We start from the raw sequence: 23,133 nt of genomic DNA, 5'->3' as shown, positions 1-23,133 counted from the left end.
TGTAATGCTAAACTTAGCAGTAGAATTTTTATTTGTCTCGTAGTCTCGTAAAAATATAATAGAAAGGTGAGTTCAATGCTCGTCCAATACTAAAACAACCGTGAAGGCAATTTCGTCGTAGTCCACGGTTGTTTTTTGTTGTCGTGACTAAACTTTTTTATTTTCAATATTTTATATCATAGATAGCAATAGAATGCATTTGAATGTTTAATGGTGCGCAACAAATGCTATGTATGGTAAGCCTTTTAGACAATTTTTCATTAAAAAGGAATTTTTCTTGTGAAAATCAAATACATAGAACATATAAAGGAGTGATAGGATGACAAGGAGATTTGAACGTGTGTTTCATCGCCTAGAATGTCCATTTGCCTGGCTGGACTTAGATGCACTGGATGACAATATAGCGACTGTGCAGCAAGCATGTGGACAGAAAAAAATTCGTATTGCGACTAAATCGATTCGTTCATTAGAGGTGCTACGTTATATACAACACAACCTCTCAAATATTGGAGGTTTTATGACATTTACAGCGGCAGAAACGATTTTCTTACTAGAACACCAATTTGATGATTTATTGCTTGGCTATCCAGTAATGGAGGAATTAGCTGTTCGTCAATTGTTACAGTTCGTGAAAGAGGGCAAGACTGTCACGTTTATGGTGGATAAACAAGAACATGTTGCGTTTTTGGAGCAACTAGGTGCAGAGCTTGATGTACGTGTGCCGATTTGTATTGATATCAATTTGTCGAATGATTTTAAGGTCCTTTATTTTGGTACGAAACGGTCATCCCTTCATTCGTTGGAGTCCATCACCCCATTTTTACAATTTATAAAAAATCTATCGTATATTGACGTTGTTGGCGCTATGGGCTATGAAGCTCAAATAGCTGGAGTCGGTAATCGACCGACTAATGCTGTGAAAGGAAAAATAATAGAAGTCATGCAGAAGCAAGCGAAAAAGCAAGTAACCCAGTTTCGTAGACTAGCAATTGCTCATATAAAAGCATATTTTCCTCATCTGTGTTTTGTGAATGGTGGTGGTTCAGGCAGTATGACATATACTGCTCAACAAAAAGAAGTGACGGAAATTACGGTTGGTTCAGCATTTTATGCACCAGCACTTTTCGATCAGTTTACACATTTACAACTCTCAAAGGCAGCAGGGTTTGCGCTGAGAGTAACTCGAAAACCTCAAAAAAATATTGTGGTCTGTCATGGTGGTGGGTATACGGCTTCTGGTGCAATTGCTGCGGACCGCTTGCCAACGTTTTATGAACCAAACTATTTTTCATATCTAAACTTAGAAGGTGCAGGAGAAGTTCAAACACCAGTAAAGATAAAAGGAAAAACAGTAAATATAGGGGACACCATGTATTTTCGACATGCGAAAGCAGGTGAGCTTTGTGAACGATTCTTAGTATTGCATGTCATAAGAGAGGACAAGTATATAGGAACTTATGCAACATATAGGGGGGAAGGACAATGTTTTCTGTAGGCAAATGGAAAAATGGTGAAAAGTGGACGAATTGGGCTGGCAATATCATTTCTTACCCAAGCGAGATGTATTTACCTCGTTCTATCGAAGAGGTGGTAAACGTGGTAAGTCATGCGCGAGATACGACAAAAACAATACGTGTAACAGGGGCGGCTCATTCTTTTAGCGCTGTTGCGATGCCGGAGCATATTGCACTTTCTTTACATAACATGCGCGGTCTAATAGCTGTCAACTCAGAAAAGCAAGAGGCAACATTTTGGGCTGGAACTTATTTATATGAAATGGGACCACTGCTTGCAAAACATGGCTTTGCATTAATGAATATGGGCGATATTCAAGAGCAAACAATTGCCGGTGCGATATCTACTGGTACACACGGAACAGGTGTTACGCTAGGTTCTTTATCGTCCACTGTAACGGCATGGGGCTTTGTAGATGGCACTGGTACTTACAGAGAGCACCTAAGGGGAACAGACGCATTATCTGAGGCAATTCACGTATCACTAGGGATGCTGGGTGTACTTGTAAAAGTAACGATGCAAGTGATGCCTCTTTATAGCTTACATTATGTCGGAACACGGGAGACATTCACGAAAGGACTTGCGTCATATCGTGAGGATATTCGCCAGCATCGGCATGTGGAGTGGTTTTATTTCCCTAGTAGTGAAACGATTCAGGTAAAGCGTATGAATGCCATGGCACCTGTCTATCAAAGTGAATGGAGTAAGTGTGTGGAAACATTAAAGCTTCAAATAGTTGAAAATGGTGCGTTCTTTGCTATTTCAGAGCTGTGCAAATGGAAGCCATCATTAAGTGGTGCGATGAGTAGATTGGCTGCAGCAAATGTTATTGAGGGTGAAAAAGTTGGGATAAGCTATGAAATTTATCCTTCGCCACGTAGTGTAAAGTTCCAAGAAAGTGAATACGCCATTCCCTTAACACAATTTGAAGCATGTATGGAAGAAATTCATGAGACATTTAAAAAAGGTCATCTAAACGTCCATTTTCCATTAGAATGTCGCACAACTGCGGGTGAAGCGGGATATTTAAGTCCAACACAAGGGCAAGAATCGGCTTTTATCGCATTCCACATGTATAAAGGAATGTCAGAAGAGCCTTATTTTAAATGGGTGCATACATTGATGCAAAAATATAAAGGTAGACCGCATTGGGGAAAACAAAGTCATTTAACAGCTGAACATGTGCACGGCTTGTATCCAGCTATTGATAAGTTCTTAGAAGTCCGAGCCCTGTACGATCCAGATGATGTTTTTTTCACAGGTTATCTAAAAAAGTTATTCGTTTTGTAAAAATTGGTATTTAATTAAAATTAGAAATTTTACGCGCTGAGTAGCAAGATAGTCTAAGAAAATAGCAAAAATATTAGAACGTTTTTCAAATTTAAACTATGTAAATATTGTTTATTATAAAAAAATTTAAATTTGAACGAAATGTCAAAATATTTATCAAAGCGAGATAAAAGTGATGCTTAATCAGCATGAAAACGATTTCAAATTTTATGGAGTATTTTAATTGTTTAAACAATTCAAAAAATACTGTTGACGTGGCCCTCTTATTCGTACTATGATAACAACAATTTAATACGTTCGTTACAGTAGTTAGTTGCATTTACTGCAATTAACTTACACACAAAAACAAAATAGACAGAACATTTTGTATATAGCAACGAACATAGCAATGGATAGCAATAAATGAGGGGCGTTTAAAATGAGAAGTGACATGATTAAAGTAGGCGTAGATCGTGCGCCACATCGAAGTCTTTTATATGCAACAGGCAAAGTAAAAGCAAAAGATTTAGGCAAACCATTTATTGGGGTTTGTAACTCTTATATCGACATTATTCCAGGTCACGTTCATTTACGTACATTTGCTGATGTTGTCAAAGAAGCCATAATCGAAGCGGGCGGAATTCCGTTCGAATTTAATACGATTGGTGTAGATGATGGAATTGCAATGGGACATATTGGTATGCGTTATTCCTTACCGAGTCGTGAAATAATCGCAGATTCTGCTGAGACAGTTATTAATGCACACTGGTTTGATGGCGTATTCTACATTCCAAACTGTGACAAAATCACACCAGGAATGTTAATGGCAGCAGTTCGTACAAACGTACCGTCGATTTTTGTATCAGGCGGTCCAATGGAGGCTGGTACATCTGCTACAGGAAAACAACTTTCTCTAACATCTGTGTTTGAAGGTGTAGGAGCTCACAAATCAGGCAAAATGTCATCAGAAGAGCTGTTAGATATTGAAAACAATGCGTGTCCAACATGCGGATCCTGTTCAGGAATGTTTACTGCAAATTCCATGAACTGCTTGATGGAAATGCTAGGCGTAGCGCTTCCAGGTAACGGTACAATCGTAGCCACATCTGATGAGCGTCATAAGCTTATTAAAGAAGCTGCAAAACAATTAGTCCGTTTGATTGAAGAAGACATTAAGCCACGTGACATCATTACAAAAGAAGCAATCGATGATGCATTTGCACTTGATATGGCGATGGGCGGTTCTACAAACACTGTGCTTCATACATTAGCAATCGCAAATGAAGCAGAAATAGACTATAACATCGAAGATATTAATAAAGTTGCAGAGCGTGTACCATATTTAGCGAAAATTATGCCTGCTTCGGATATATCAATGGATGATATTAATAAAGCTGGTGGCGTGAGTGCCATTATAAACGAATTAGTATCCATTCCTGGCGCAATTCATCCAAATCGTCCAACTGTTGCAGGTGTAACGATGGGTGAACTTGTAAAGGATTATCACATTACTAATGATCAAGTTATTCGTACAAAAGATAACCCCTATAGCCCAGTTGGTGGTTTATCGGTATTATTCGGTAATATCGCACCAAATGGTTCTGTAATCAAAGTAGGTGCTGTAGATCCTTCTATTAAAGTGTTTAAGGGTGAAGCAATTGTTTTTGATTCACAAGAGGCAGCGCAAGAAAATATTGATAACGGCACAGTAAAGGAAGGCCATGTAGTCGTCATTCGCTATGAAGGACCTAAAGGTGGCCCGGGGATGCCTGAAATGCTTGCACCAACGTCTGCTATTCAAGGTCGTGGTTTAGGAACTAAGGTTGCATTGATTACCGACGGACGTTTCTCAGGTGCATCTCGCGGTATTTCAATTGGTCATATTTCACCAGAAGCAGCAGAGGGCGGTCCAATCGCTTTAGTGGAGAATGGTGACATCATTACAATTGATCTACCAAATCGCACGATTAACTTAGAAGTTTCAGAGGAAGTATTAGCTGAACGTCTTGAAAAATTGCCAGTATTTGAACCAAAAATCAAACGTGGCTGGTTAGCAAGATATTCGAAATTAGTCACAAGCGCCTCTACAGGTGGCGTCATGAAAATTTAAAAATATATATGTAAAAACGTTGATGAGGTTAAAGGGTTTAGAGCCTTGTATCTACCAGAGAGCCGGTCGTGCTGGAAGCCGGCGATACAACTAAATCCGACATCCCCTCGGAGTGAGCTATTAAACGCGTTTCGCCATTAGATAGCTCCGGGCATAATCGAAGTGCTCGTTATTAATGAATAAATGGTTTATGACACCGTATTGGATGTAAGTTTACTTGCATGGGTTCATAAATGCTTTCTTTTATTCGCGAGGTAGCAATTTTATTGCTATAAACAAGGGTGGTACCATGAAAAGTCTTTTTCATCCCTACGTAAGGTAGTTCTTTGCGTGTGGAGAAAAGGGCTTTTTATTATTTTTCACGATATTAAAATAGTTTTTCGCTATTTTAACTACTTGAAGGAGGCTTATTTTGATGAGTGCGAATGTTTCTATCAATGAAAAAGAAGAATTAGTAACAACAGCAGAAGCAGAAGCTGAAGCTAAAAAAACTTTTCAACCGAAAGATGGTGCAGACGTTTTAGTACAGTCGTTGCATGATCAGGGTGTCGAGATTATTTTTGGCTATCCCGGTGGTGCAGTACTTCAAATTTATGATGCGATGTACAAAAACCCAATTCGCCATATTTTAACAAGACATGAACAAGGCGCAATTCATGCAGCAGAAGGGTATGCGCGTGTATCCAATAAACCAGGTGTTGTGATTGCCACAAGTGGACCTGGAGCCACGAACTTGGTAACTGGTATTGCCGATGCGATGATTGATTCCATTCCACTTGTTATTTTCACAGGTCAAGTGGCCACTTCAGTTATTGGTACCGATGCCTTTCAAGAAGCTGACATTATGGGGATTACGACACCAATTACCAAACACAACTATCAAGTGCAAGATGTAAATGACATTCCACGTATCGTCCAAGAAGCATTCCATATTGCGAATACAGGACGGAAAGGTCCGGTAGTTGTTGACTTCCCGAAAAATGTCTCTCAAATGCTATTTGATGAGGAAAACCCGCCTAAAGCACCGGAAGAAATATATTTACCTGGCTACCAACCAACTTACAAACCGAATTATTTGCAAGTTCAAAAGGCAATTCAAGCAATTTCTTTAGCAAAGAAGCCGGTTATCTTAGCTGGGGCAGGTGTACTTTTTGCTGATGCCCGTGAAGAATTAACGACTTTTGCTGAAAAATATCGTATCCCGGTAACCAATACATTACTAGGTCTTGGATCATTCCACGGGGAGCATGAATTATTTATCGGTATGGCAGGCATGCATGGTACAGCGACGGCTAATATTGCTATTACAAAATCGGATTTACTCCTAAATATTGGTGCGCGTTTTGATGATCGTTTAACGGGCAACTTAGCAACATTTGCGCCAAATGCAACGATTATCCACATCGATATCGACCCTGCTGAAATTGGCAAAAACGTTCCGACAGATATTCCAATCGTAGCTGATGCCAAGGAAGCATTAAAATCATTATTGAAAAAAGATTTTGAAGGACCAGATACAGCTGATTGGTTGAACTTATTAGAAAATCATGCCAACGAAAATCCACTTTGGTATTCCAAAGCAGCAAGTGATACAGAAGTGTTACCGCAAGAAGCACTAGAGCTTGTGCATCGAATTACGGAAGGTGAAGCGATTGTTACAACAGACGTTGGTCAGCACCAAATGTGGGCTGCTCAATATTATCGCTTAAACAATGATCATGGATGGGTAACGTCTGGTGGACTAGGTACGATGGGCTTCGGCTTCCCAGCTGCAATTGGCGCCCAATTTGCGAAGCCAGACAAAAAAGTTGTTGCAATTGTAGGAGATGCAGGTTTCCAAATGACTGCGCAAGAACTCTCGCTATTAAAAGAATTCAACTTACCAGTAAAAATTGTGATTTTAAATAACAGTTGCCTAGGGATGGTACGTCAGTGGCAAGAAACCTTTTATGAGGAACGTTATTCATCTTCACTTATGCCGATTCAACCGGATTTTGTGAAGTTAGCGGATGCATATGGCATTAAAGGCTATCTTATTAACACAATTGACGAAGCAGAAAGTATCTTCCGTGAAGCTCTTCTTTCTGATGAGCCAGCATTAATCGATTGTCGCGTAAAACAGCTTGAGTGCGTCTATCCAATGGTTGCACCAGGCAAAGGCTTACATGAAATGATTGGGGTGAAAAAGAAGTGAAACGAGTAATTACAGTAACGGTGATTAACCAAAGCGGTGTACTAAATCGTGTAACGGGCTTACTTATGAAACGTCAATTCAATATTGAATCGATTACAGTTGGTCATACTGAACAGCCAAACTTCTCAAAAATGACATTTGTTGTACATGTAGAAGACGAAAGCAAAATTGAACAACTTGTCAAGCAATTATCGAAGCAAATTGACGTGTTAAAGGTTAATGACATTACAGATAAAGCCATCGTGCTTCGTGAGCTTGCACTTGTGAAGGTTATTTCACCACCAAATTTACGACTTGAAATGAACTCGATTGTTGAGCCGTTCCGACCACAAATAATTGATACAGCGAAAAACGTTGTTACCTATCAAGTGGTAGGGCATCCTGAAAAAATTGATGCTTTCATCGAGTTAATTCGCCCATATGGCATTAAAGAGTTAACACGAACGGGTGCCACAGCATCGGTTCGTGAAACACAAAAAATTACGCATACGCAGCTCTCTATTTTAAAATAGTTTGCATATAAAATGAAAGTTTTGGATGTGTGTTTCCACAGATAAGTGGCACATGTCTAAAGCTGGACCAAAAAACAAACCCAAACTTAGGAGGAAACAAACAATGACTACAATGTACTATGAACAAAACATCAACGAGGACGTATTAAAAGGTAAAAAAATCGCTATCATCGGTTACGGTTCACAAGGTCATGCACATGCACTAAATCTTAAAGAATCAGGTTTCGATGTAGTAGTAGGTGTTCGTCCAGGCGGTTCTTTCGATGCAGCAAAAGCTGATGGAGTTGACGTAAAAACTGTAGCTGAGGCTGCACAAGAAGCGGATGTTATCCAAATCTTACTGCCAGATGAGCGTCAAAAAGCAGTTTATGAAGCTGAAATCGCACCATACCTAGAAGCTGGTAAAGCACTGATGTTTGCGCATGGTTTCAATATTCATTTCGGCCAAATTACACCACCAGCTGATGTAGACGTATTCTTAGTTGCACCGAAGGGTCCAGGCCACTTAGTTCGTCGTCAATTCCAACAAGGTGCTGGCGTACCAGGTCTATTTGCAATCCATCAAGATGCAACTGGTCAAGCAAAAGATTTAGCACTTGCTTATGGTAAAGGTATCGGCGCTTCTCGCGGTGGTTTACTTGAAACAACATTCAAAGAGGAAACTGAAACTGATTTATTCGGTGAGCAAGCAGTTCTTTGTGGTGGAGCAACACAATTAGTAAAAGCTGGTTTTGAAACACTAGTAGAAGCTGGCTACCAACCAGAACTTGCTTACTTCGAGACATTACACGAATTAAAACTAATTGTTGACCTAATGTTCGAAGGTGGTATGGCTACAATGCGTTACTCCGTATCTGATACAGCTGAGTGGGGTGACTATGTTGCAGGTCCACGCATCATCGACGATTCAGTAAAAGCGCGTATGAAAGATGTATTAACTGACATTCAAGATGGTACATTCGCGCGTCGTTGGATTCAAGAAAATGAAAACGGTCGTCCTGACTACACGAAATTCAAAGAAGCTGGTGCCAACCACCAAATCGAAGAAGTTGGTACTAAGCTACGTGCTATGATGCCATTCATCAACGAAGGAAAAGAAAAAGTAGTGAGAGAAGTGAGCGTTAGTGCGAAAAATTGATATTTTTGATACAACACTTCGCGACGGCGAGCAATCTGCTGGTATTAACTTAAATACCGCTGAGAAGATTGAAATTGCCAAGCAACTCGAACGTTTAGGGGTCACAATTATTGAAGCAGGTTTTCCTGCTTCATCACCTGGTGATTTCGATGCAGTTAACCGTATTGCAGGTACTGTCAAAAATTCCATCGTGACAGGACTAGCACGCTGTGTGCAAAAAGATATTGATACAACATGGGAAGCGATTAAGGTAGCAGAGCAACCACATATTCATATTTTTTTAGCAACATCGCCCATTCATATGGAGTACAAGTTAAAGAAATCACCACATCAAGTGGTGGAGCAAGCAGTGGAAGCTGTGAAATATGCCAAAAAATTCTTCCCACTTGTACAATGGTCTGCAGAAGATGCATTCCGTTCAGATCGTGAATTTTTAGTTCGTATTATGAATGAAGTCGTTGCGGCCGGTGCCACTACAATCAACGTGCCTGACACAGTTGGCTATGCATCTCCTCAGGAATATGGAGCATTGTTTAAATTTCTGCTCGAGAATGTGAAAGGCGCTGAAAATGTTAAATTTTCTGCACACTGCCATGACGATTTAGGCATGGCGACTGCTAATACCATCGCTGCCATCGAAAATGGTGCTACGCAAGTAGAAGGTACGATTAATGGTATCGGTGAGCGGGCTGGCAACGTTGCACTGGAAGAAATCGCGGTTGCCCTTCATATTCGGAAAGATATATATCCTGTGGAAACGGGCATTCATTTACAAGAAATTAAACGTACCTCTCAATTAGTAAGCAAATTAACAAATGTGGTTATTCAACCGAATAAAGCAATTGTTGGGAAAAATGCATTTGCCCACGAATCAGGTATTCACCAAGATGGCGTGCTAAAAAATCCTGAAACATACGAAATTATTTCACCAGCACTTATTGGTGAGGGGGAAGTCCCTCTTGTTCTCGGCAAACATTCAGGACGTGCTGCCTTCCGTGACCGTGCGGAAACAATGGGCTTTAATCTTTCAGACGACAAGCTAAATAAAGCATTTGCTGAATTTAAAAAGCTTGCAGATCGCAAAAAAGAGATTACAGAAGAAGATTTACTAACACTTCTGACAGAGCAACAAGTGCAAATTGAGGATGTGCCTCTGTTTGAATTGAAAATGGTTCAAGTACAATATGGAACAGAAAATATTCCAACTGCGACAGCAACAGTTGTCACGCCAGAAGGTAATGTGAAAAATGTTGTGGCTACTGGATCTGGTTCAGTGGAAGCTATTTTCAATACGCTTGAACAGCTCGTTCCAGGAGCCATTAATGTGATCGACTACCGTGTGAAATCTGTCGGTAAGGGCCGTGATGCACTGGGTGAAGCTGTTATTAATATTCGTTACGATGGAGTTTCAACGACTGGTCGAAACTCATCACAAGATGTGTTAGAAGCATCTGCGAAAGCTTATTTAAATGCCATTAACCGTCATTTAATTCAAGTAAGCCTTCGTGCACTACAAGTGAATTAATTGTACTTGCTTTATAAAAAGTCTCTCATCTGCAAAAAGTAGGTGAGAGTCTTTACTAAAATAGCGTAACCTTGATAGGCACTTACACTATAAAAAGAAAGGTGTTTTTACGATGGAGAAAAAAATTACAGTACTTCCTGGTGACGGAATTGGACCAGAGGTTGTGGCTTCTGCTGTACGAGTATTACAAGTAATTGGCAAACGTTTCAACCATACATTCCATTTAGGCTATGCAACAATCGGAGGCGCTGCCATCGACCAACACAATAACCCACTACCAGATGAAACAATTGAAATGTGTGAAGGAAGTGATGCCATTTTGCTTGGGGCTGTAGGTGGTCCAAAATGGGATAATAACCCACCTGAGTTACGCCCTGAAAAAGGATTATTACGTATTCGCAAGTACTTTGATTTATTCGCAAATTTACGTCCAGTAAAGGCGTTCCCGAGTTTACTAGATGCTTCACCATTAAAACGTGAAGTAGCCGAAAACGTAGATTTAATGATCGTACGTGAACTAACAGGTGGCGTATACTTCGGGGAACCACGTATGCGTACTGAAAATGGCGCAATTGATACAACAGTTTATTCAACAGCAGAAGTTGAACGTATTGTTGAAAATGCCTTTGAATTAGCACGTTTACGTGGAGGCAAATTATGCTCTGTCGATAAAGCAAACGTACTTGAAACAAGTCGCTTATGGCGTGAAGTTGTAGAAGCGAAGAAAAAAGAATATCCGGACGTGCAAGTAGAGCATAACTTAGTGGATTCTGTGGCTATGAAATTGATTACAAATCCAGGTCACTATGATGTTGTTGTCACTGAAAATATGTTTGGAGATATTTTAAGTGATGAAGCTTCCGTTATTACAGGTTCACTTGGCGTATTACCATCAGCTTCCATCCGTGGTGATAATTTTGGACTATACGAACCTGTTCATGGTTCAGCACCTGAGATTGCTGGCCAAGGCGTAGCAAATCCAGCCGCAACAATTCTTTCTGTGGCAATGATGCTACAATATTCATTTGGTCTTATAGAGGAAGCAGCAGAAATCGAACGAGCAGTAAGTGCTGTATTTGATGATGGATATTTCACTGCGGACCTTGCACGTGACGGTGGTCGCACGTTATCTACCAATGAATGGACAGATAAGGTGATTAATGAGATTGATACTAGCTTTGTATCAGAAAGTATTATGACAACATACATTTAAGAAATAGGTGAAGACAATGGGCAAAAATATAATTGAAAAGATTTGGGATAAACATGTTGTTTATCAGGAAGAGGGCAAACCGGACCTGTTATATATTGATCTTCATTTAATTCATGAAGTAACTTCTCCGCAAGCTTTCGAAGGTCTACGCATGAATGGTCGTAAAGTGCGTCGTCCTGATTTAAGCTTTGCAACGATGGATCACAATGTACCTACAAAAAATTTACCAACTATCAATGATCCGATTGCACGCAACCAAATTGAGACATTAGCAAAAAATGCTGCTGAATTTGATATTGAGCTTGCAGGTATGGGGCACCCCGACCAAGGGATTGTACACGTCATTGGACCAGAGCTAGGGTTAACACAGCCTGGTAAAACAATTGTTTGCGGTGATTCCCATACTTCTACTCATGGTGCTTTTGGTGCCATCGCATTCGGTATTGGTACATCAGAGGTAGAACATGTAATGTCTACACAAACATTGTGGCAAAACAAGCCGAAAACGATGGAAATTCGTGTAGAAGGAGAGCTACCTGTGGGCGTTGCTGCAAAAGATATTATTTTAGCGATTATCTCTAAATTTGGCATCGGCGTTGGCACAGGCTATATTGTGGAGTTCACTGGAGAGGCAATCCACAAACTATCAATGGAAGAACGTATGACAATTTGTAACATGTCCATTGAAGCAGGGGCAAAGGCAGGCCTTGTGTCGCCTGACCAAATTACCGTTGACTACATTCGAGATCGTCGCTATGCACCACAGGGCGAGAAATTTGAAGAAGCATCCACTTACTGGTTAAGTCTAGCATCTGATGTCGACGCAACGTATGATGAAGTGCGCATTATCAAAGCTGAAGAAATCGAGCCAATTATCACGTGGGGAACAAACCCTTCGATGGGCTCAGGTGTTTCTAAAAATGTGCCAATGCAAGCAGATTATCAGGATGAGTCCGATCAGGCTGCACTTCGCAAAGCACTTGCTTATATGGGCTTAGAAGAAGGGCAACCACTAACTTCAATCGATATCCAACACGTATTTATTGGTTCATGCACAAACTCACGTTTAAGTGATTTACGTGCAGCAGCAAGTATCATTCAAGGACGAAAAGTACATGGAAATGTAACAGCCATCGTTGTACCAGGATCTCATTCAACGAAAAAGCAAGCAGAGGCGGAAGGATTAGATAAAATCTTTACAGAAGCGGGTTTTGAATGGCGTGAATCAGGCTGTTCAATGTGCTTAGCCATGAATGATGATGTTGTACCTGCCGGTGAACGCTGTGCATCAACATCAAACCGTAACTTCGAAGGACGTCAAGGTACAGGTGCGAGAACACATTTAGTATCACCACAGATGGCAGCGGCTGCAGCGATTGCGGGTCATTTCGTGGATGTACGCGAATTCGTAAAGGAAACGGTGTAAGGGCCATTCACACGGAAAGGATGATTGAAAATGGAACCAATTAATATCGTAACTAGTGTCATTACACCACTAGATCGTAAAAATGTAGATACAGACCAAATTATTTCAAAAGAGTTTTTAAAGCGGATTGAGCGCACAGGTTTTGGTCAGTTTTTATTTTACCACTGGCGCTTCGATGCACAAGGAAATGAAAACAAAGACTTCGTATTAAATCAACCACAATTTAAAGACTCTAAAATATTAGTGGCGCAAGATAACTTTGGCTGTGGTTCTTCTCGTGAACATGCACCATGGGCCATCTTAGACTATGGATTTAATGTAGTCATTGCACCATCATTTGCAGATATTTTTCATAATAACTGCTTCAAAAATGGCATATTGCCTATCAAACTAACAGAAGCACAGTGTGATGAAATATTAGCAAAAGGTTTAGCAAAACCTTATAGCATGGCAGTAAATCTCGCAGCACAAACAGTAACAGGCGAAGATGGTCAGGTTTATAGCTTTAACATCGATTCTTATTACAAAGAAACGTTATTGAATGGCTGGGATGAAATTGCTCTAACTATTAAATATGAAGCACAAATTGCTGCATATGAAGCACAACGTGTAGCGTACTAATAGCAAAGGGAGTCGTCTCAGGAAACGTTTGAGATGGCTTCTTTCTTTGTTAGAAAGTGTACAATCTATAAAGATTGTGCGCTTTTTTTAGTACTCAATTCATAAAAATAAGCTTATTATATACGTAAAGGAGGAGAGAAATGGATACATTATTACAAGAAATAACAACTTGGCTCAAAACAATGGATGAACGGATAGTTATTGGCATTTCAGGACATGGTGCAGCTGGAAAAACAACATTTGCCAATAGGCTCGTAGACCAACTAAATCAACAACAAGTGAATTACATGAATACAGATCCTTATATTGTTAGTTCAAACATAAGAAATCAAGCAATAATCGACTATACATACCAAAATGAAAATCATCGTTATAAAATGACAGCTTGCCATCCATCCGCGCATCATTTACCTTCTTTAGAAAGAGATATTCGGATGCTTAGAGATGGCTTAAATCTATATACAATCGATACACATTATATGAAAAGCGAGTTACTTTCGTCACAAAAAAGCGTATCGATTGTAGAAGGGATGAGTGTTGCATTTGTGAATCCAGCTTTATTTGATTTGAAAATTTATTTCTATACCGATGGTGAAACAGAATTTATGAGAAGATCGAGTCGTGATATTGTTGAAAGGGGAATGGATATTAATTATTTAAGGCAGTCACACGAAGAACGTCGTATTCAGTATGAGGTCTTTATGCAGCCATACAGCCAGCATTTTGATATTATTATAAAAACTTCAGATGAAGCAATCACTCTAGAAAAAAATAAATTTACATTTAAATAATCATATGTTTATTATACTTTGGCTTACTGGTTGAACAACGTAAGTATTTTTAGACCGTTGCTTATCAAGATGCTTACAAACTTTCGAGGAAAGAGGTAGAAATATGATCACTGTTATTGGTAGTTTAAATATGGATTTAGCAGTAAAAATGGATGTTTTTCCAAAGCAGGGTGAAACAGTGCTTGGAGAACAATTTCAAACAATCCCAGGTGGCAAAGGGGCTAATCAGGCAGTTGCGGCGGCGCGATTAGGAAGTCAGGTAAATATGATAGGGTGTGTGGGTACAGATAGCTTTGGTGATACTTTACGTAACGTTTTACAACAAGAGCATATTCATACAGACACAATAACAACAGCTTCAGTACCCACTGGCATTGCCAATATTCTATTATACAATGACGATAATCGTATCATTGTGGTACCAGGTGCAAATTATGAATTGAGTCCCATACACATAGAGGCTGCAAAAAAGGTCATTCAGCAAAGTCAAATGGTAATCATGCAACTTGAGATTCCGAAAGAGACGACGGAATATGCATTAAAATTATGTAAAGAAGCGAATGTACCAGTATTGTTTAATCCCGCACCAGCGGCGAATTTTGACATGCGATGGATGGAGGAAATTACGTATATGACGCCAAATGAATCAGAATGTTTATTGTTATTTGGTGATGACTTTGACGAGGTACTGAAAAGATATCCAAATAAGTTAATCATCACACTGGGTAGTGATGGTGCGCGTTTTTTTGATGGGGAATATCCTATTCATATCCCAGGCTATATGACAAAAGTGGTGGATACTACAGGTGCTGGAGATACGTTTAATGGTGCATTAGCACATGCACTAGTAGAGGGTCAATCGTTGGATGAGGCAGTATATTTTGCGAATATAGCAGCGTCCTTATCAATTGAAAAATTTGGCGCACAAGGTGGCATGCCAACTCTTGGAGCCGTCTATGCACGCATGAGTGGCTGTGAAGAATAAAGAGTATTAGTCCCGATCTAACAAGTTTTTAAGATAAGGCTTTGTACAGCTCCCTGCATAGTTAGATACGAGTGTGATTGCATTACCAAAATTATATTATTAATATTATTTCTTTATATCTGGATAGGGAATAGTTATTGAGGAAGACGGTCATATATCATAAGTAATAATTACTATTTGTGACAACTGCAAATAAGTACAATATCCTTTTTTGTTATCTCTCCCTAGTACAATGTATAGGAATTATATTAGTTTCATTTATAATGGAACTATAGATATATAGGAAAAGAGGTTTTGGGGATGACGAATTTTGACAATATTCCACTTGAATATACAGCCTCAGCGAATAATATTTTGCCACAGCTTGTAGATTGTTTGCGTCAACTGCATGGCATTATTGTACAAAATACATATGTAAAAGATACGGCTAAACACTTAAACCGAATCATCCAAGATGCTAACAACCAAACAATGCTGCTAATTGTTGGCAAGGAGCGTGTCGGGAAAACAACACTTGTGAATGGGCTTCTTGGTCGCTCTGTTTTACCTGTAAATGATAAAAATCCTACAGGCGTTAATACATTTTTGCGATACGGCGAGCAAGAGGAAGTAAAGGCGTATTTCTTAGATGGCGTGGTGGCGGTATTTGATATGAGTAAATTAGAGTTACTCACAACCGGAGATACATTTGCATCACAAATTTTACGCGAGCATTTAGATTATTTAGAGGTCTATCTGAAGAATGACTTATTGAAATCTGTCACAATTATTGATTCTGTTTCATTAGAAGCAGGAAGTGGAGAAATGGCCTACTTCTCCGAGTCGCTTATCAACCGGGTCGACGAAATTTTTTGGGTTTTACGTTCGGGCTCAAAGGCTATCGATGCAGAGGTCTTATTAATTGATACATTAAAAAATAAAGGGGTCGAACCTCTTTGTGTGATTAATGGCATTGACACAAATGATAACTCCGAGGCATTTGTGTTGGCTGAGAAAGAACGTATCGGACAATTAATGAGTGATTTCATCGCAGTTTCTGCCACGGATGCTCTTGAAGCAAAACAAACTCAAAATGAAGAGTTATGGCAAAAGAGCCAATACGATAATCTGATTGCACAAATTCATCGTATTGCTGTAAATAGTGATAAGAAAACGTACGCCATTTTAATTCGCTTCTTGCAATGGCTGGAGCGATTCCGCTTCGAACTGACGGTTATTCCACAACGTGATCCATTCCAATCTGCTGTAGAAAACATTGAAAAATACGCCGGCGATACACAATATGAATTTTCACGTTACCAACGTGATTTAGCAATTGTACAAGAATATGAACAAGAGTATGAACAGGTTGCAAATGTCTTTAAAAAAGCTCAAACACTGTATCAACTGTTGCAAACTATCTCGCAAAATGATTATTTACAAGATGACATAGTAGAAAACTTTACGGAAAAGGCTATTAACTATCAACAAATGTTACGTGAATATCGAAATATGCATAGTGAATACATGCGTGAATATGAACGGTTGGATGCACAGCATAAAAAAATTCATGGAAAAGGGCTGATGAAAGCTATTTTTGGCCATCATACACAAAATGAATTTTTTAAGGAGCGTGTCAATAAGTTAAATGAACAGCAAGTGGTGTGCATTGCACAATTTGATAAGGTACAGGAAGCGGAAGCATCAATGCTTCAGGCAATCTATTCGATACAAAGCTATTTGATGGATTTAGCAAAAAAGCGTTTGGCACGTATAGAGCAAAAAGTACAAGAGCTCAATAATCAACGTGCTAAAGAAAAGCGTCAGTTAAAATTATATGCTGACAAATTAAATGAATTTTCATGTTTAATTGAAGCACAGGGTTATATAAAAGAGACAATACAGCCGTTTTTAATGGATGACAAACTTCCACTACGTGCTAAGGATCAAGAAATGCTTACAGAAACAATCAACAACATCATGGCCATTGATTTATCGAAGAACGGCTTACTTGCTCGAAGTCAAATGAATAATAAAATGGAAAACAAAGAAATACCTTTTGAGGTAAAAGAAAAATATCTGTTACATATCTTAGCTTTAACGGAAACAGATGTCATCTCAAACGATATACCAGAAATACCTCGAAAATTGGATATACAATATAATAATGAATGATAATCCATGAATAAAAAGATGTCCTAAAAGTATGATTTTTCTTTTAGGACATTTTTTTGTTTTATGCTGTTCTTCTTCGTTGTTGCGTTGTAGTTATGCGCAACGGTCAGTAGTATTCATCCAGTTTCTTCGTTGCCTAGATTTTCTAAAAACCTATCTTTTCATAGCTAACGCTACTCTTCAGATGGTTCCTCATAAAATTCTCCTTTTTTGAATCACTCTTAACAGTTATCTCCACAGGACGTATTTATCTGTGCTGTGAAAAGCACAGATTCCACTAACATGCTCAGATTCTACGGATACATTAAATTGCATTTTTAAAAATATGCATTGACTGAATATAAACGTTATATTATTATGTTTGTAAATAAACAAACATAATAATATTTTGTTTGTTTTTAGTCTTTCTTATTTTTAGTCGAACCGTTTAAGAAGTTGAGCATCCCATTTTGGTAAGAGCTTGAACCGAGCTTTATTAGTGGGCTCTACTGACTTCACTGAATGGATTAAAAAAGAATGGTTTTTCTAAAATTATAGAAATTCAATATGTATTAGGAGGTTATGGAAATGAAGAAAAATAATGGAAGTTTAGATAGGTTGAAAGCTAATCCAATGATTGCTTTTTTGATTCCTGTCATTTTCGCCAGTGTTTTACAATCATTGGGTCAGGTCTTTGGGATTATTGTTGTTGGTCAAACACTAGGCGTTGATGCACTCGCAGCCATTTCGGCATTTTTTCCAATATTATTTTTTCTTATATCCTTTGCCGTTGGCATTGGCTCAGGAAGCTCAATTCTGATTGGGCAAACGTATGGTGGGGGCAAGATATCCAAAATGAAAGAAGTAGTTGGCGTAACGCTAGCCTTTACAATGCTTGCTTCAGCCTTTGTTGCCATTCTTGGTAGCATGTTTACAGCTAATATTTTGAGATCGATGGGAACACCCGAGAATATACTACAAGAAAGTATAGAGTACGCTAGAATTTTGTTTGTGTCGTTACCCATTACTTTTATGTATATGACATATACCACTTTTCTGAGGGGGGTTGGAGATTCCAAAACGCCCTTGTACGCATTAGTTTTGAATACGGTTTTAAATATCACATTGTTGCCGCTTCTTATGTTTGGATGGCTAGAATTACCTGCGTTCGGGTTAAATGGTGCCGCATATGCTGCTGTATTCGCCAACTTCATAACCTTTGTATTCCTTATCGCGTACTTATACACAACAAAGCATGTGTTAAAACCTGATCGTACAATTTTGCGTTATCTCTATTTTAAAGGTCCGATAGTAAAAAAACTTTTGACATTAGCCATTCCTACAAGTATTAATATGGTGGCAATCGCTATGTCGGAAATAGCTGTCATTACATTTGTCAACGATTATGGTTCCAATGCTACTGCAGCGTACGGTATTGTCAATCAACTTGTAAGCTATATACAAATTCCGGCAATGAGTATTTCCATTGCGATTTCCGTATTTGTTGCCCAAGCCATTGGCGCTGGAAAAACTGCTACTATCCAACAGATAACAAAACTTGGGGTTAAGTTAAATTATCTACTTGGTGGCGGACTCATAGTAATTGTTTATCTCTTTGCTGAACCTATATTAAAAATATTTTTAACAAATGACGTAGCTATTGAAATGGCAAAAAGTCTTGTATTAATTTCGTTTTGGGGTTATGTACTGTTTGGTCATATGCAAGCTTTGTCTGCAACCATGCGCGCAACAGGCACGGTTTTGTGGCCAACTGTCTTTATGATTGCGAGTATTTGGCTAATTGAGGTACCGACTGCCTATTTCTTGTCGCATTATACCGAACTTGGTATTACAGGAATTTGGATTGCGTATCCTGTAGCGTTTATGGTCAATCTACTTGTGCAAGCTACTTATCATCATGTTGTTTGGAAAAAGAAATCTTTAAAGGCATTATTGGCGTAAGAATAGCTGTGGAGTGAGCCCATTCTTTATCAAAACTTTACATAGCATATTTAATACATGAAACAAAATATGGTATTTAAACGTATAGTAGATAAGGAGGGAATGTGATGATTCATATTAAAGGACACTACACGGATGCGAAGATTTACGCACAGACGCCGCTTCAAACAGCCATTGACCAAATACAGGCATTAACAAATCAAGCTTTTATGGCTGGGACGAAGGTACGTATTATGCCCGATTATCATGCAGGCAAAGGTTGTGTCATTGGCACAACAATCCAACTAAAAGACCGTGTCGTACCTAATCTGGTGGGGGTAGACGTTGGTTGTGGTGTTTTTGTCGCAGAAATTAAGGAGTCAAAGATCGATTTTGCAAAGCTCGATGCGACGATTCGAGAATTTGTTCCGAGCGGACAAGAGATTCATCAAGAAGTAGTACCTGCACGTAGTTTTGCTGAATTTGAGGGAAAACAATTCATCGCAAGTGGCTTAAAGGATGATTACACGAATTTATCCCTTGGTACGCTCGGTGGTGGTAATCATTTCATCGAACTTGCAAAGGATGATCTGGATACTCATTATTTATTAATCCATACAGGTTCTCGTTATGTTGGGGCAAAGATTGCTAATTGGCATCAAAAACGTGCCTATGAAACGTTACGTCGTGAGGATTTAACAGAAAAAATTAATGACTTCAAAAATCAGGGGCGTGCACAGGAAATTCAAGCGATGATTCAGGCTTATAAAGAGCAAAATCCGAAAGTATCAAAAGAGCTAGCCTATTTAGAAGGCGAGTATTTTAATGATTATATACATGATATGAAAATTGCCCAGCAATACGCGCGCATGAATCGTTGGACAATTGCCGAGACGATTGCTAAACACATGGGTTGGGATTTTACAGAAACGTTTGACACGATTCATAATTATATAGATACGGATACAATGACGCTACGAAAGGGAGCGGTGCGTGCCGATGCAGGAGAAAAACTTGTTATTCCAATGAATATGCGAGATGGCTCACTTATTTGTATGGGGAAAGGGAATGTTGAGTGGAATTGTTCTGCGCCACATGGAGCTGGACGTATGTACTCTCGTCGTGTCGCAAAACAAGCGCTGACTATGGATGATTTTAAAGAAACGATGCAGGGAATATGGACAACTTCTGTAAACGAAGAGACACTAGATGAAGCTCCAATGGCCTATAAGCCGATGAGTGAAATAACTTCAGTTATCGAAGATACAGTTGATATTTTAAAAATCATTAAACCTGTTTATAATTTCAAAGCGAGTGAAGCGGTGAAGCCGTATGAGCGAAGAACGTAAATTGTACGACGCAAGGCGTGAATGCCTTGCTAATCAGCAATTCAATAAAAGGCAAGTGTTATCATATCTAGATTGCCGTAAATGACAAGGCTTACCATAAGCATAATCGCTGTGGTAAGCCATTTGGGTTTGATGAATAAACTTCTTTCAAAAAGTAAAACACAAAATGATACTTTAGCGCTTAGTACTTACGCTTCAGTTGCAGGTGTAAAGGTACGTGTTGCTAATTCGCCATCTAACATGAAAATTGCATTTGAATCGTTTTCGATACGTTCAATTTTATGAATTAATGTATCGAAAGTAGATTCTTCTTCTACTTGCTCGTCAATAAACCATCTTAAAAATGCCATTGTTGCGTGTTCACGCTCGTCTAATGCAATATCAGAGAGGTTGTAAATGCGACGCGTGACCTCTTTTTCATGCTTCAGCGCAGATTTAAAAGTATTTAAAAGAGAATCAAAATTATTATCTGGACTTTCGAAACCATAGATAGTTGCACGGTAGCCCATATCACTTAAAAAATTATAAAATTTCATGGCATGGAAGCGCTCTTCTTCAGCCTGTACTAAAAAGAAATTGGCAAAACCGTCATAGGCCTCATCCGTACAGTATGCTGCCATTGCCAAATAGGCATGTGCAGAGTAAAATTCAAAGTTCATTTGATCATTCAGTGCTTTGTGTAGTTTTTCAGATAACATAAAAGTTTTCCTCCCTTAGTAGTAAATACCTTCTACTTACTCTTCTAGTATATAGTGAATATAGGCTGTCGTACAAAAAAAATTGTTTTTCATCGTAATCACTGCAAAAAACAATTGATATTGGTTCTCAATTAGAATATTTAGTCAAACTGATTTTTTAAGCGCCAAATAAGCTCTAACAGATTGGTAAATAAATTGATAAAATCCAGATAAAGATTTAATGCCATACCAATGACTGCCTCGTCTGACACATGATTATGCCGAATTTGGTTAAAGTCATACACCGTATAGATACTGAATAGTAGTACAGTGATTGCAGCGATGATAAGCCCAACCATATTACTGACAGGGACGAATATAAAAATAATGGAAAATACAAGTACCACCATCAACACAGTGAATAAATAGCTTCCCCAATTTGAAATATCTTTATTCATCAGCATGCCAATGAGTGCCAGTGCTATGAAGATGACAACGGTTGCGCCAAAAACAAGTAAAATGAATTGTTGCCCTAGTTGCCCAATGTAGAATTGTGTTGTCCAAAAAAGTAAAATACCCATTAAAAAGGGGATAGAATACATAATCGAATGAGCGAGCTTCATGCTTCGAACAAAGCAGGTAATAATAAGTAGGATAATACAAATAATTGATAAAGGCATTACCATTGCAGGGGGCAATTGAGTCGCAACAAGCATACCTACTACAGTCAAAACCCACATAAAGGTAAAGTGTTTGAGTATTTTATTTAACTTTTGATTTCGATTGGCATACGCCATTTTGCATGGTCCTTTCTTTTGTAAAATAACGTCATAGTATGTATACGAATGATGGTAAGAAAAGATTCTGAACGTACATTAGCTTTGTCAATGATGCATATAGAAAAACATTCGCCAAGACGATTTGTCGAGGCGAATGTTTTCACTATATAATTATGCATTTTTCTTTTGGTTTTTGATACCTACTAAGTAACCACCTAAAGCAATAGCAACTAGTACAACCCAGAAAGTGACCTTCCAAAGCGTTGAGTGTGGAAATTCGTGTGGAATCACACCTAGTTTTTCATGCGCTAATGTTAGTACAGCTAGCTTCACACCAACCCAACCAACAATTAAGAAGGCTGCTGTTTCAAGTGATGGGAATTTATCAAGGACGCGAACGAACCAACGTGCAGCAAATCGCATCATAATAACTCCGATAATACCGCCTAAGAACATGACACCGAACTGCCCAGCATTAATACCACCAATATCAAAATTACCTAAATGTGGTAGTGTAACCGCAATCGCAACTGCTGCTAGAATAGAATCGACAGCAAAGGCAATATCAGCAAGTTCGACTTTAACAACAGTCATCCAGAAGCCAGATTGTTTTTTCGGTTCCTTAATTTCTTCGGTTTCCTGAGAGGCTTTCCGAGAATCATAAATATGCTTAATGGACATGAATAATAAGTAAGCAGCTCCGATTGCTTGAATTTGCCAAAAGTTAACAAGTACAGTAATTAGGAATAATGCCGCAAAACGGAAAACAAAGGCACCAACTAAACCATATAATAATGCCTTTTGTTGTTGAGGTTTAGGTAAATGCTTTACCATTACTGCCATTACGACCGCATTATCTGCAGCTAACAAGCCTTCAAGAACGATTAATACGACAAGTACCCATGCGTATTCTAATAATATTGCTTCCAAATTTGTTTCCTCCTTTATGATTGGA

18 protein-coding genes are annotated in these 23,133 nt (G+C 38.8%); 15 read left to right on the top strand and 3 right to left on the bottom strand.

Annotated elements, in window-relative coordinates:
* The first annotated feature begins 319 nt into the window (after positions 1 to 319).
* The 15 genes from C9J31_RS13785 to C9J31_RS13715 all read left to right on the top strand — a co-directional run bounded on the left by C9J31_RS13785 (position 320) and on the right by C9J31_RS13715 (position 20,722).
* The gene (locus C9J31_RS13785) at positions 320 to 1,495 is read left to right on the top strand and encodes an amino acid deaminase/aldolase (protein WP_107949553.1); all 1,176 of its coding nucleotides are present in this window, start codon (positions 320 to 322) and stop codon (positions 1,493 to 1,495) included.
* The gene (locus C9J31_RS13780) at positions 1,483 to 2,805 is read left to right on the top strand and encodes a D-arabinono-1,4-lactone oxidase (protein WP_107949555.1); all 1,323 of its coding nucleotides are present in this window, start codon (positions 1,483 to 1,485) and stop codon (positions 2,803 to 2,805) included. Before C9J31_RS13785 ends, C9J31_RS13780 begins: the two co-directional genes overlap by 13 nt.
* Positions 2,806 to 3,223: 418 nt before the next feature.
* Complete coding sequence (gene ilvD / locus C9J31_RS13775) at positions 3,224 to 4,894, top strand: dihydroxy-acid dehydratase (RefSeq protein WP_107949557.1); 1,671 nt, start codon at positions 3,224 to 3,226, stop codon at positions 4,892 to 4,894.
* A 415-nt stretch (positions 4,895 to 5,309) separates the two neighbouring features.
* Positions 5,310 to 7,088 carry a biosynthetic-type acetolactate synthase large subunit gene (ilvB, locus tag C9J31_RS13770; RefSeq protein WP_107949559.1) on the top strand — a complete coding sequence of 593 codons (1,779 nt, stop codon included), beginning with the start codon at positions 5,310 to 5,312 and terminating at the stop codon, positions 7,086 to 7,088.
* A complete protein-coding gene (gene ilvN, locus C9J31_RS13765) occupies positions 7,085 to 7,600 on the top strand; it encodes an acetolactate synthase small subunit (protein WP_107923966.1) in 516 nt (171 codons plus the stop codon). The genes ilvB and ilvN overlap by 4 nt, the downstream gene beginning before the upstream one ends.
* 103 nt (positions 7,601 to 7,703) lie before the next feature.
* A complete protein-coding gene (gene ilvC / locus C9J31_RS13760; RefSeq protein WP_107923967.1) occupies positions 7,704 to 8,738 on the top strand; it encodes a ketol-acid reductoisomerase in 1,035 nt (344 codons plus the stop codon).
* Positions 8,725 to 10,263 carry a 2-isopropylmalate synthase gene (locus tag C9J31_RS13755; protein ID WP_107949561.1) on the top strand — a complete coding sequence of 513 codons (1,539 nt, stop codon included), beginning with the start codon at positions 8,725 to 8,727 and terminating at the stop codon, positions 10,261 to 10,263. Before ilvC ends, C9J31_RS13755 begins: the two co-directional genes overlap by 14 nt.
* Before the next feature lie 112 nt (positions 10,264 to 10,375).
* Positions 10,376 to 11,476: a 3-isopropylmalate dehydrogenase gene (gene leuB, locus C9J31_RS13750; RefSeq protein ID WP_107923969.1), complete on the top strand. Its 1,101-nt coding sequence runs from the start codon at positions 10,376 to 10,378 to the stop codon at positions 11,474 to 11,476.
* A gap of 16 nt (positions 11,477 to 11,492) precedes the next feature.
* Positions 11,493 to 12,902, top strand: a complete 1,410-nt coding sequence (leuC, locus tag C9J31_RS13745) for a 3-isopropylmalate dehydratase large subunit (protein WP_107949563.1) — start codon at positions 11,493 to 11,495, stop codon at positions 12,900 to 12,902.
* Positions 12,903 to 12,932: 30 nt separating this feature from the next.
* Positions 12,933 to 13,523, top strand: coding sequence for a 3-isopropylmalate dehydratase small subunit (leuD, locus tag C9J31_RS13740; protein WP_107923971.1), 591 nt, complete (start codon positions 12,933 to 12,935; stop codon positions 13,521 to 13,523).
* A 140-nt stretch (positions 13,524 to 13,663) separates the two neighbouring features.
* Positions 13,664 to 14,314: a uridine kinase family protein gene (locus C9J31_RS13735; RefSeq protein WP_107949565.1), complete on the top strand. Its 651-nt coding sequence runs from the start codon at positions 13,664 to 13,666 to the stop codon at positions 14,312 to 14,314.
* A 103-nt stretch (positions 14,315 to 14,417) separates the two neighbouring features.
* Positions 14,418 to 15,299: a ribokinase gene (gene rbsK, locus C9J31_RS13730; RefSeq protein WP_107949567.1), complete on the top strand. Its 882-nt coding sequence runs from the start codon at positions 14,418 to 14,420 to the stop codon at positions 15,297 to 15,299.
* A gap of 300 nt (positions 15,300 to 15,599) precedes the next feature.
* A complete protein-coding gene (locus tag C9J31_RS13725) occupies positions 15,600 to 17,453 on the top strand; it encodes a dynamin family protein (RefSeq protein WP_107949569.1) in 1,854 nt (617 codons plus the stop codon).
* Positions 17,454 to 18,020: 567 nt separating this feature from the next.
* Positions 18,021 to 19,394, top strand: coding sequence for an MATE family efflux transporter (locus C9J31_RS13720; RefSeq protein WP_107949570.1), 1,374 nt, complete (start codon positions 18,021 to 18,023; stop codon positions 19,392 to 19,394).
* 107 nt (positions 19,395 to 19,501) lie between these two features.
* Positions 19,502 to 20,722: an RtcB family protein gene (locus C9J31_RS13715; protein WP_107949572.1), complete on the top strand. Its 1,221-nt coding sequence runs from the start codon at positions 19,502 to 19,504 to the stop codon at positions 20,720 to 20,722.
* Between the two features lie 188 nt (positions 20,723 to 20,910).
* Here the strand turns inward: C9J31_RS13715 and C9J31_RS13710 are convergent, their stop codons facing one another.
* From C9J31_RS13710 to C9J31_RS13700, 3 genes are all read right to left on the bottom strand, one after another.
* A complete protein-coding gene (locus C9J31_RS13710; protein ID WP_107923977.1) occupies positions 20,911 to 21,420 on the bottom strand; it encodes a ferritin in 510 nt (169 codons plus the stop codon).
* Between the two features lie 140 nt (positions 21,421 to 21,560).
* Positions 21,561 to 22,196 carry a Bax inhibitor-1/YccA family protein gene (locus C9J31_RS13705; RefSeq protein ID WP_107949577.1) on the bottom strand — a complete coding sequence of 212 codons (636 nt, stop codon included), beginning with the start codon at positions 22,194 to 22,196 and terminating at the stop codon, positions 21,561 to 21,563.
* Between the two features lie 153 nt (positions 22,197 to 22,349).
* A complete protein-coding gene (locus C9J31_RS13700) occupies positions 22,350 to 23,108 on the bottom strand; it encodes a TerC family protein (protein ID WP_107923979.1) in 759 nt (252 codons plus the stop codon).
* Between the last annotated feature and the right edge of the window lie 25 nt (positions 23,109 to 23,133).

The sequence above is a fragment of the Lysinibacillus parviboronicapiens genome (genome assembly GCF_003049605.2).
GTDB classification, from domain to species: domain Bacteria; phylum Bacillota; class Bacilli; order Bacillales_A; family Planococcaceae; genus Lysinibacillus; species Lysinibacillus parviboronicapiens.
The sequence above is the reverse complement of the archived record's forward strand: the minus strand, read 5'-3'. Positions and strand labels throughout refer to the sequence as shown.

What these genes read in the sequence shown, in the direction of transcription:
- C9J31_RS13785 (WP_107949553.1), top strand. Translation starts at nt 320, where the DNA reads ATGACAAGGAGATTTGAACGTGTGTTTCATCGCCTAGAATGTCCATTT.
- C9J31_RS13780 (WP_107949555.1), top strand. Translation starts at nt 1,483, where the DNA reads ATGTTTTCTGTAGGCAAATGGAAAAATGGTGAAAAGTGGACGAATTGG.
- ilvD (WP_107949557.1), top strand. Translation starts at nt 3,224, where the DNA reads ATGAGAAGTGACATGATTAAAGTAGGCGTAGATCGTGCGCCACATCGA.
- ilvB (WP_107949559.1), top strand. Translation starts at nt 5,310, where the DNA reads ATGAGTGCGAATGTTTCTATCAATGAAAAAGAAGAATTAGTAACAACA.
- ilvC (WP_107923967.1), top strand. Translation starts at nt 7,704, where the DNA reads ATGACTACAATGTACTATGAACAAAACATCAACGAGGACGTATTAAAA.
- leuB (WP_107923969.1), top strand. Translation starts at nt 10,376, where the DNA reads ATGGAGAAAAAAATTACAGTACTTCCTGGTGACGGAATTGGACCAGAG.
- leuC (WP_107949563.1), top strand. Translation starts at nt 11,493, where the DNA reads ATGGGCAAAAATATAATTGAAAAGATTTGGGATAAACATGTTGTTTAT.
- leuD (WP_107923971.1), top strand. Translation starts at nt 12,933, where the DNA reads ATGGAACCAATTAATATCGTAACTAGTGTCATTACACCACTAGATCGT.
- C9J31_RS13735 (WP_107949565.1), top strand. Translation starts at nt 13,664, where the DNA reads ATGGATACATTATTACAAGAAATAACAACTTGGCTCAAAACAATGGAT.
- rbsK (WP_107949567.1), top strand. Translation starts at nt 14,418, where the DNA reads ATGATCACTGTTATTGGTAGTTTAAATATGGATTTAGCAGTAAAAATG.
- C9J31_RS13725 (WP_107949569.1), top strand. Translation starts at nt 15,600, where the DNA reads ATGACGAATTTTGACAATATTCCACTTGAATATACAGCCTCAGCGAAT.
- C9J31_RS13720 (WP_107949570.1), top strand. Translation starts at nt 18,021, where the DNA reads ATGAAGAAAAATAATGGAAGTTTAGATAGGTTGAAAGCTAATCCAATG.
- C9J31_RS13715 (WP_107949572.1), top strand. Translation starts at nt 19,502, where the DNA reads ATGATTCATATTAAAGGACACTACACGGATGCGAAGATTTACGCACAG.
- C9J31_RS13710 (WP_107923977.1), bottom strand. Translation starts at nt 21,420, where the DNA reads ATGTTATCTGAAAAACTACACAAAGCACTGAATGATCAAATGAACTTT.
- C9J31_RS13705 (WP_107949577.1), bottom strand. Translation starts at nt 22,196, where the DNA reads ATGGCGTATGCCAATCGAAATCAAAAGTTAAATAAAATACTCAAACAC.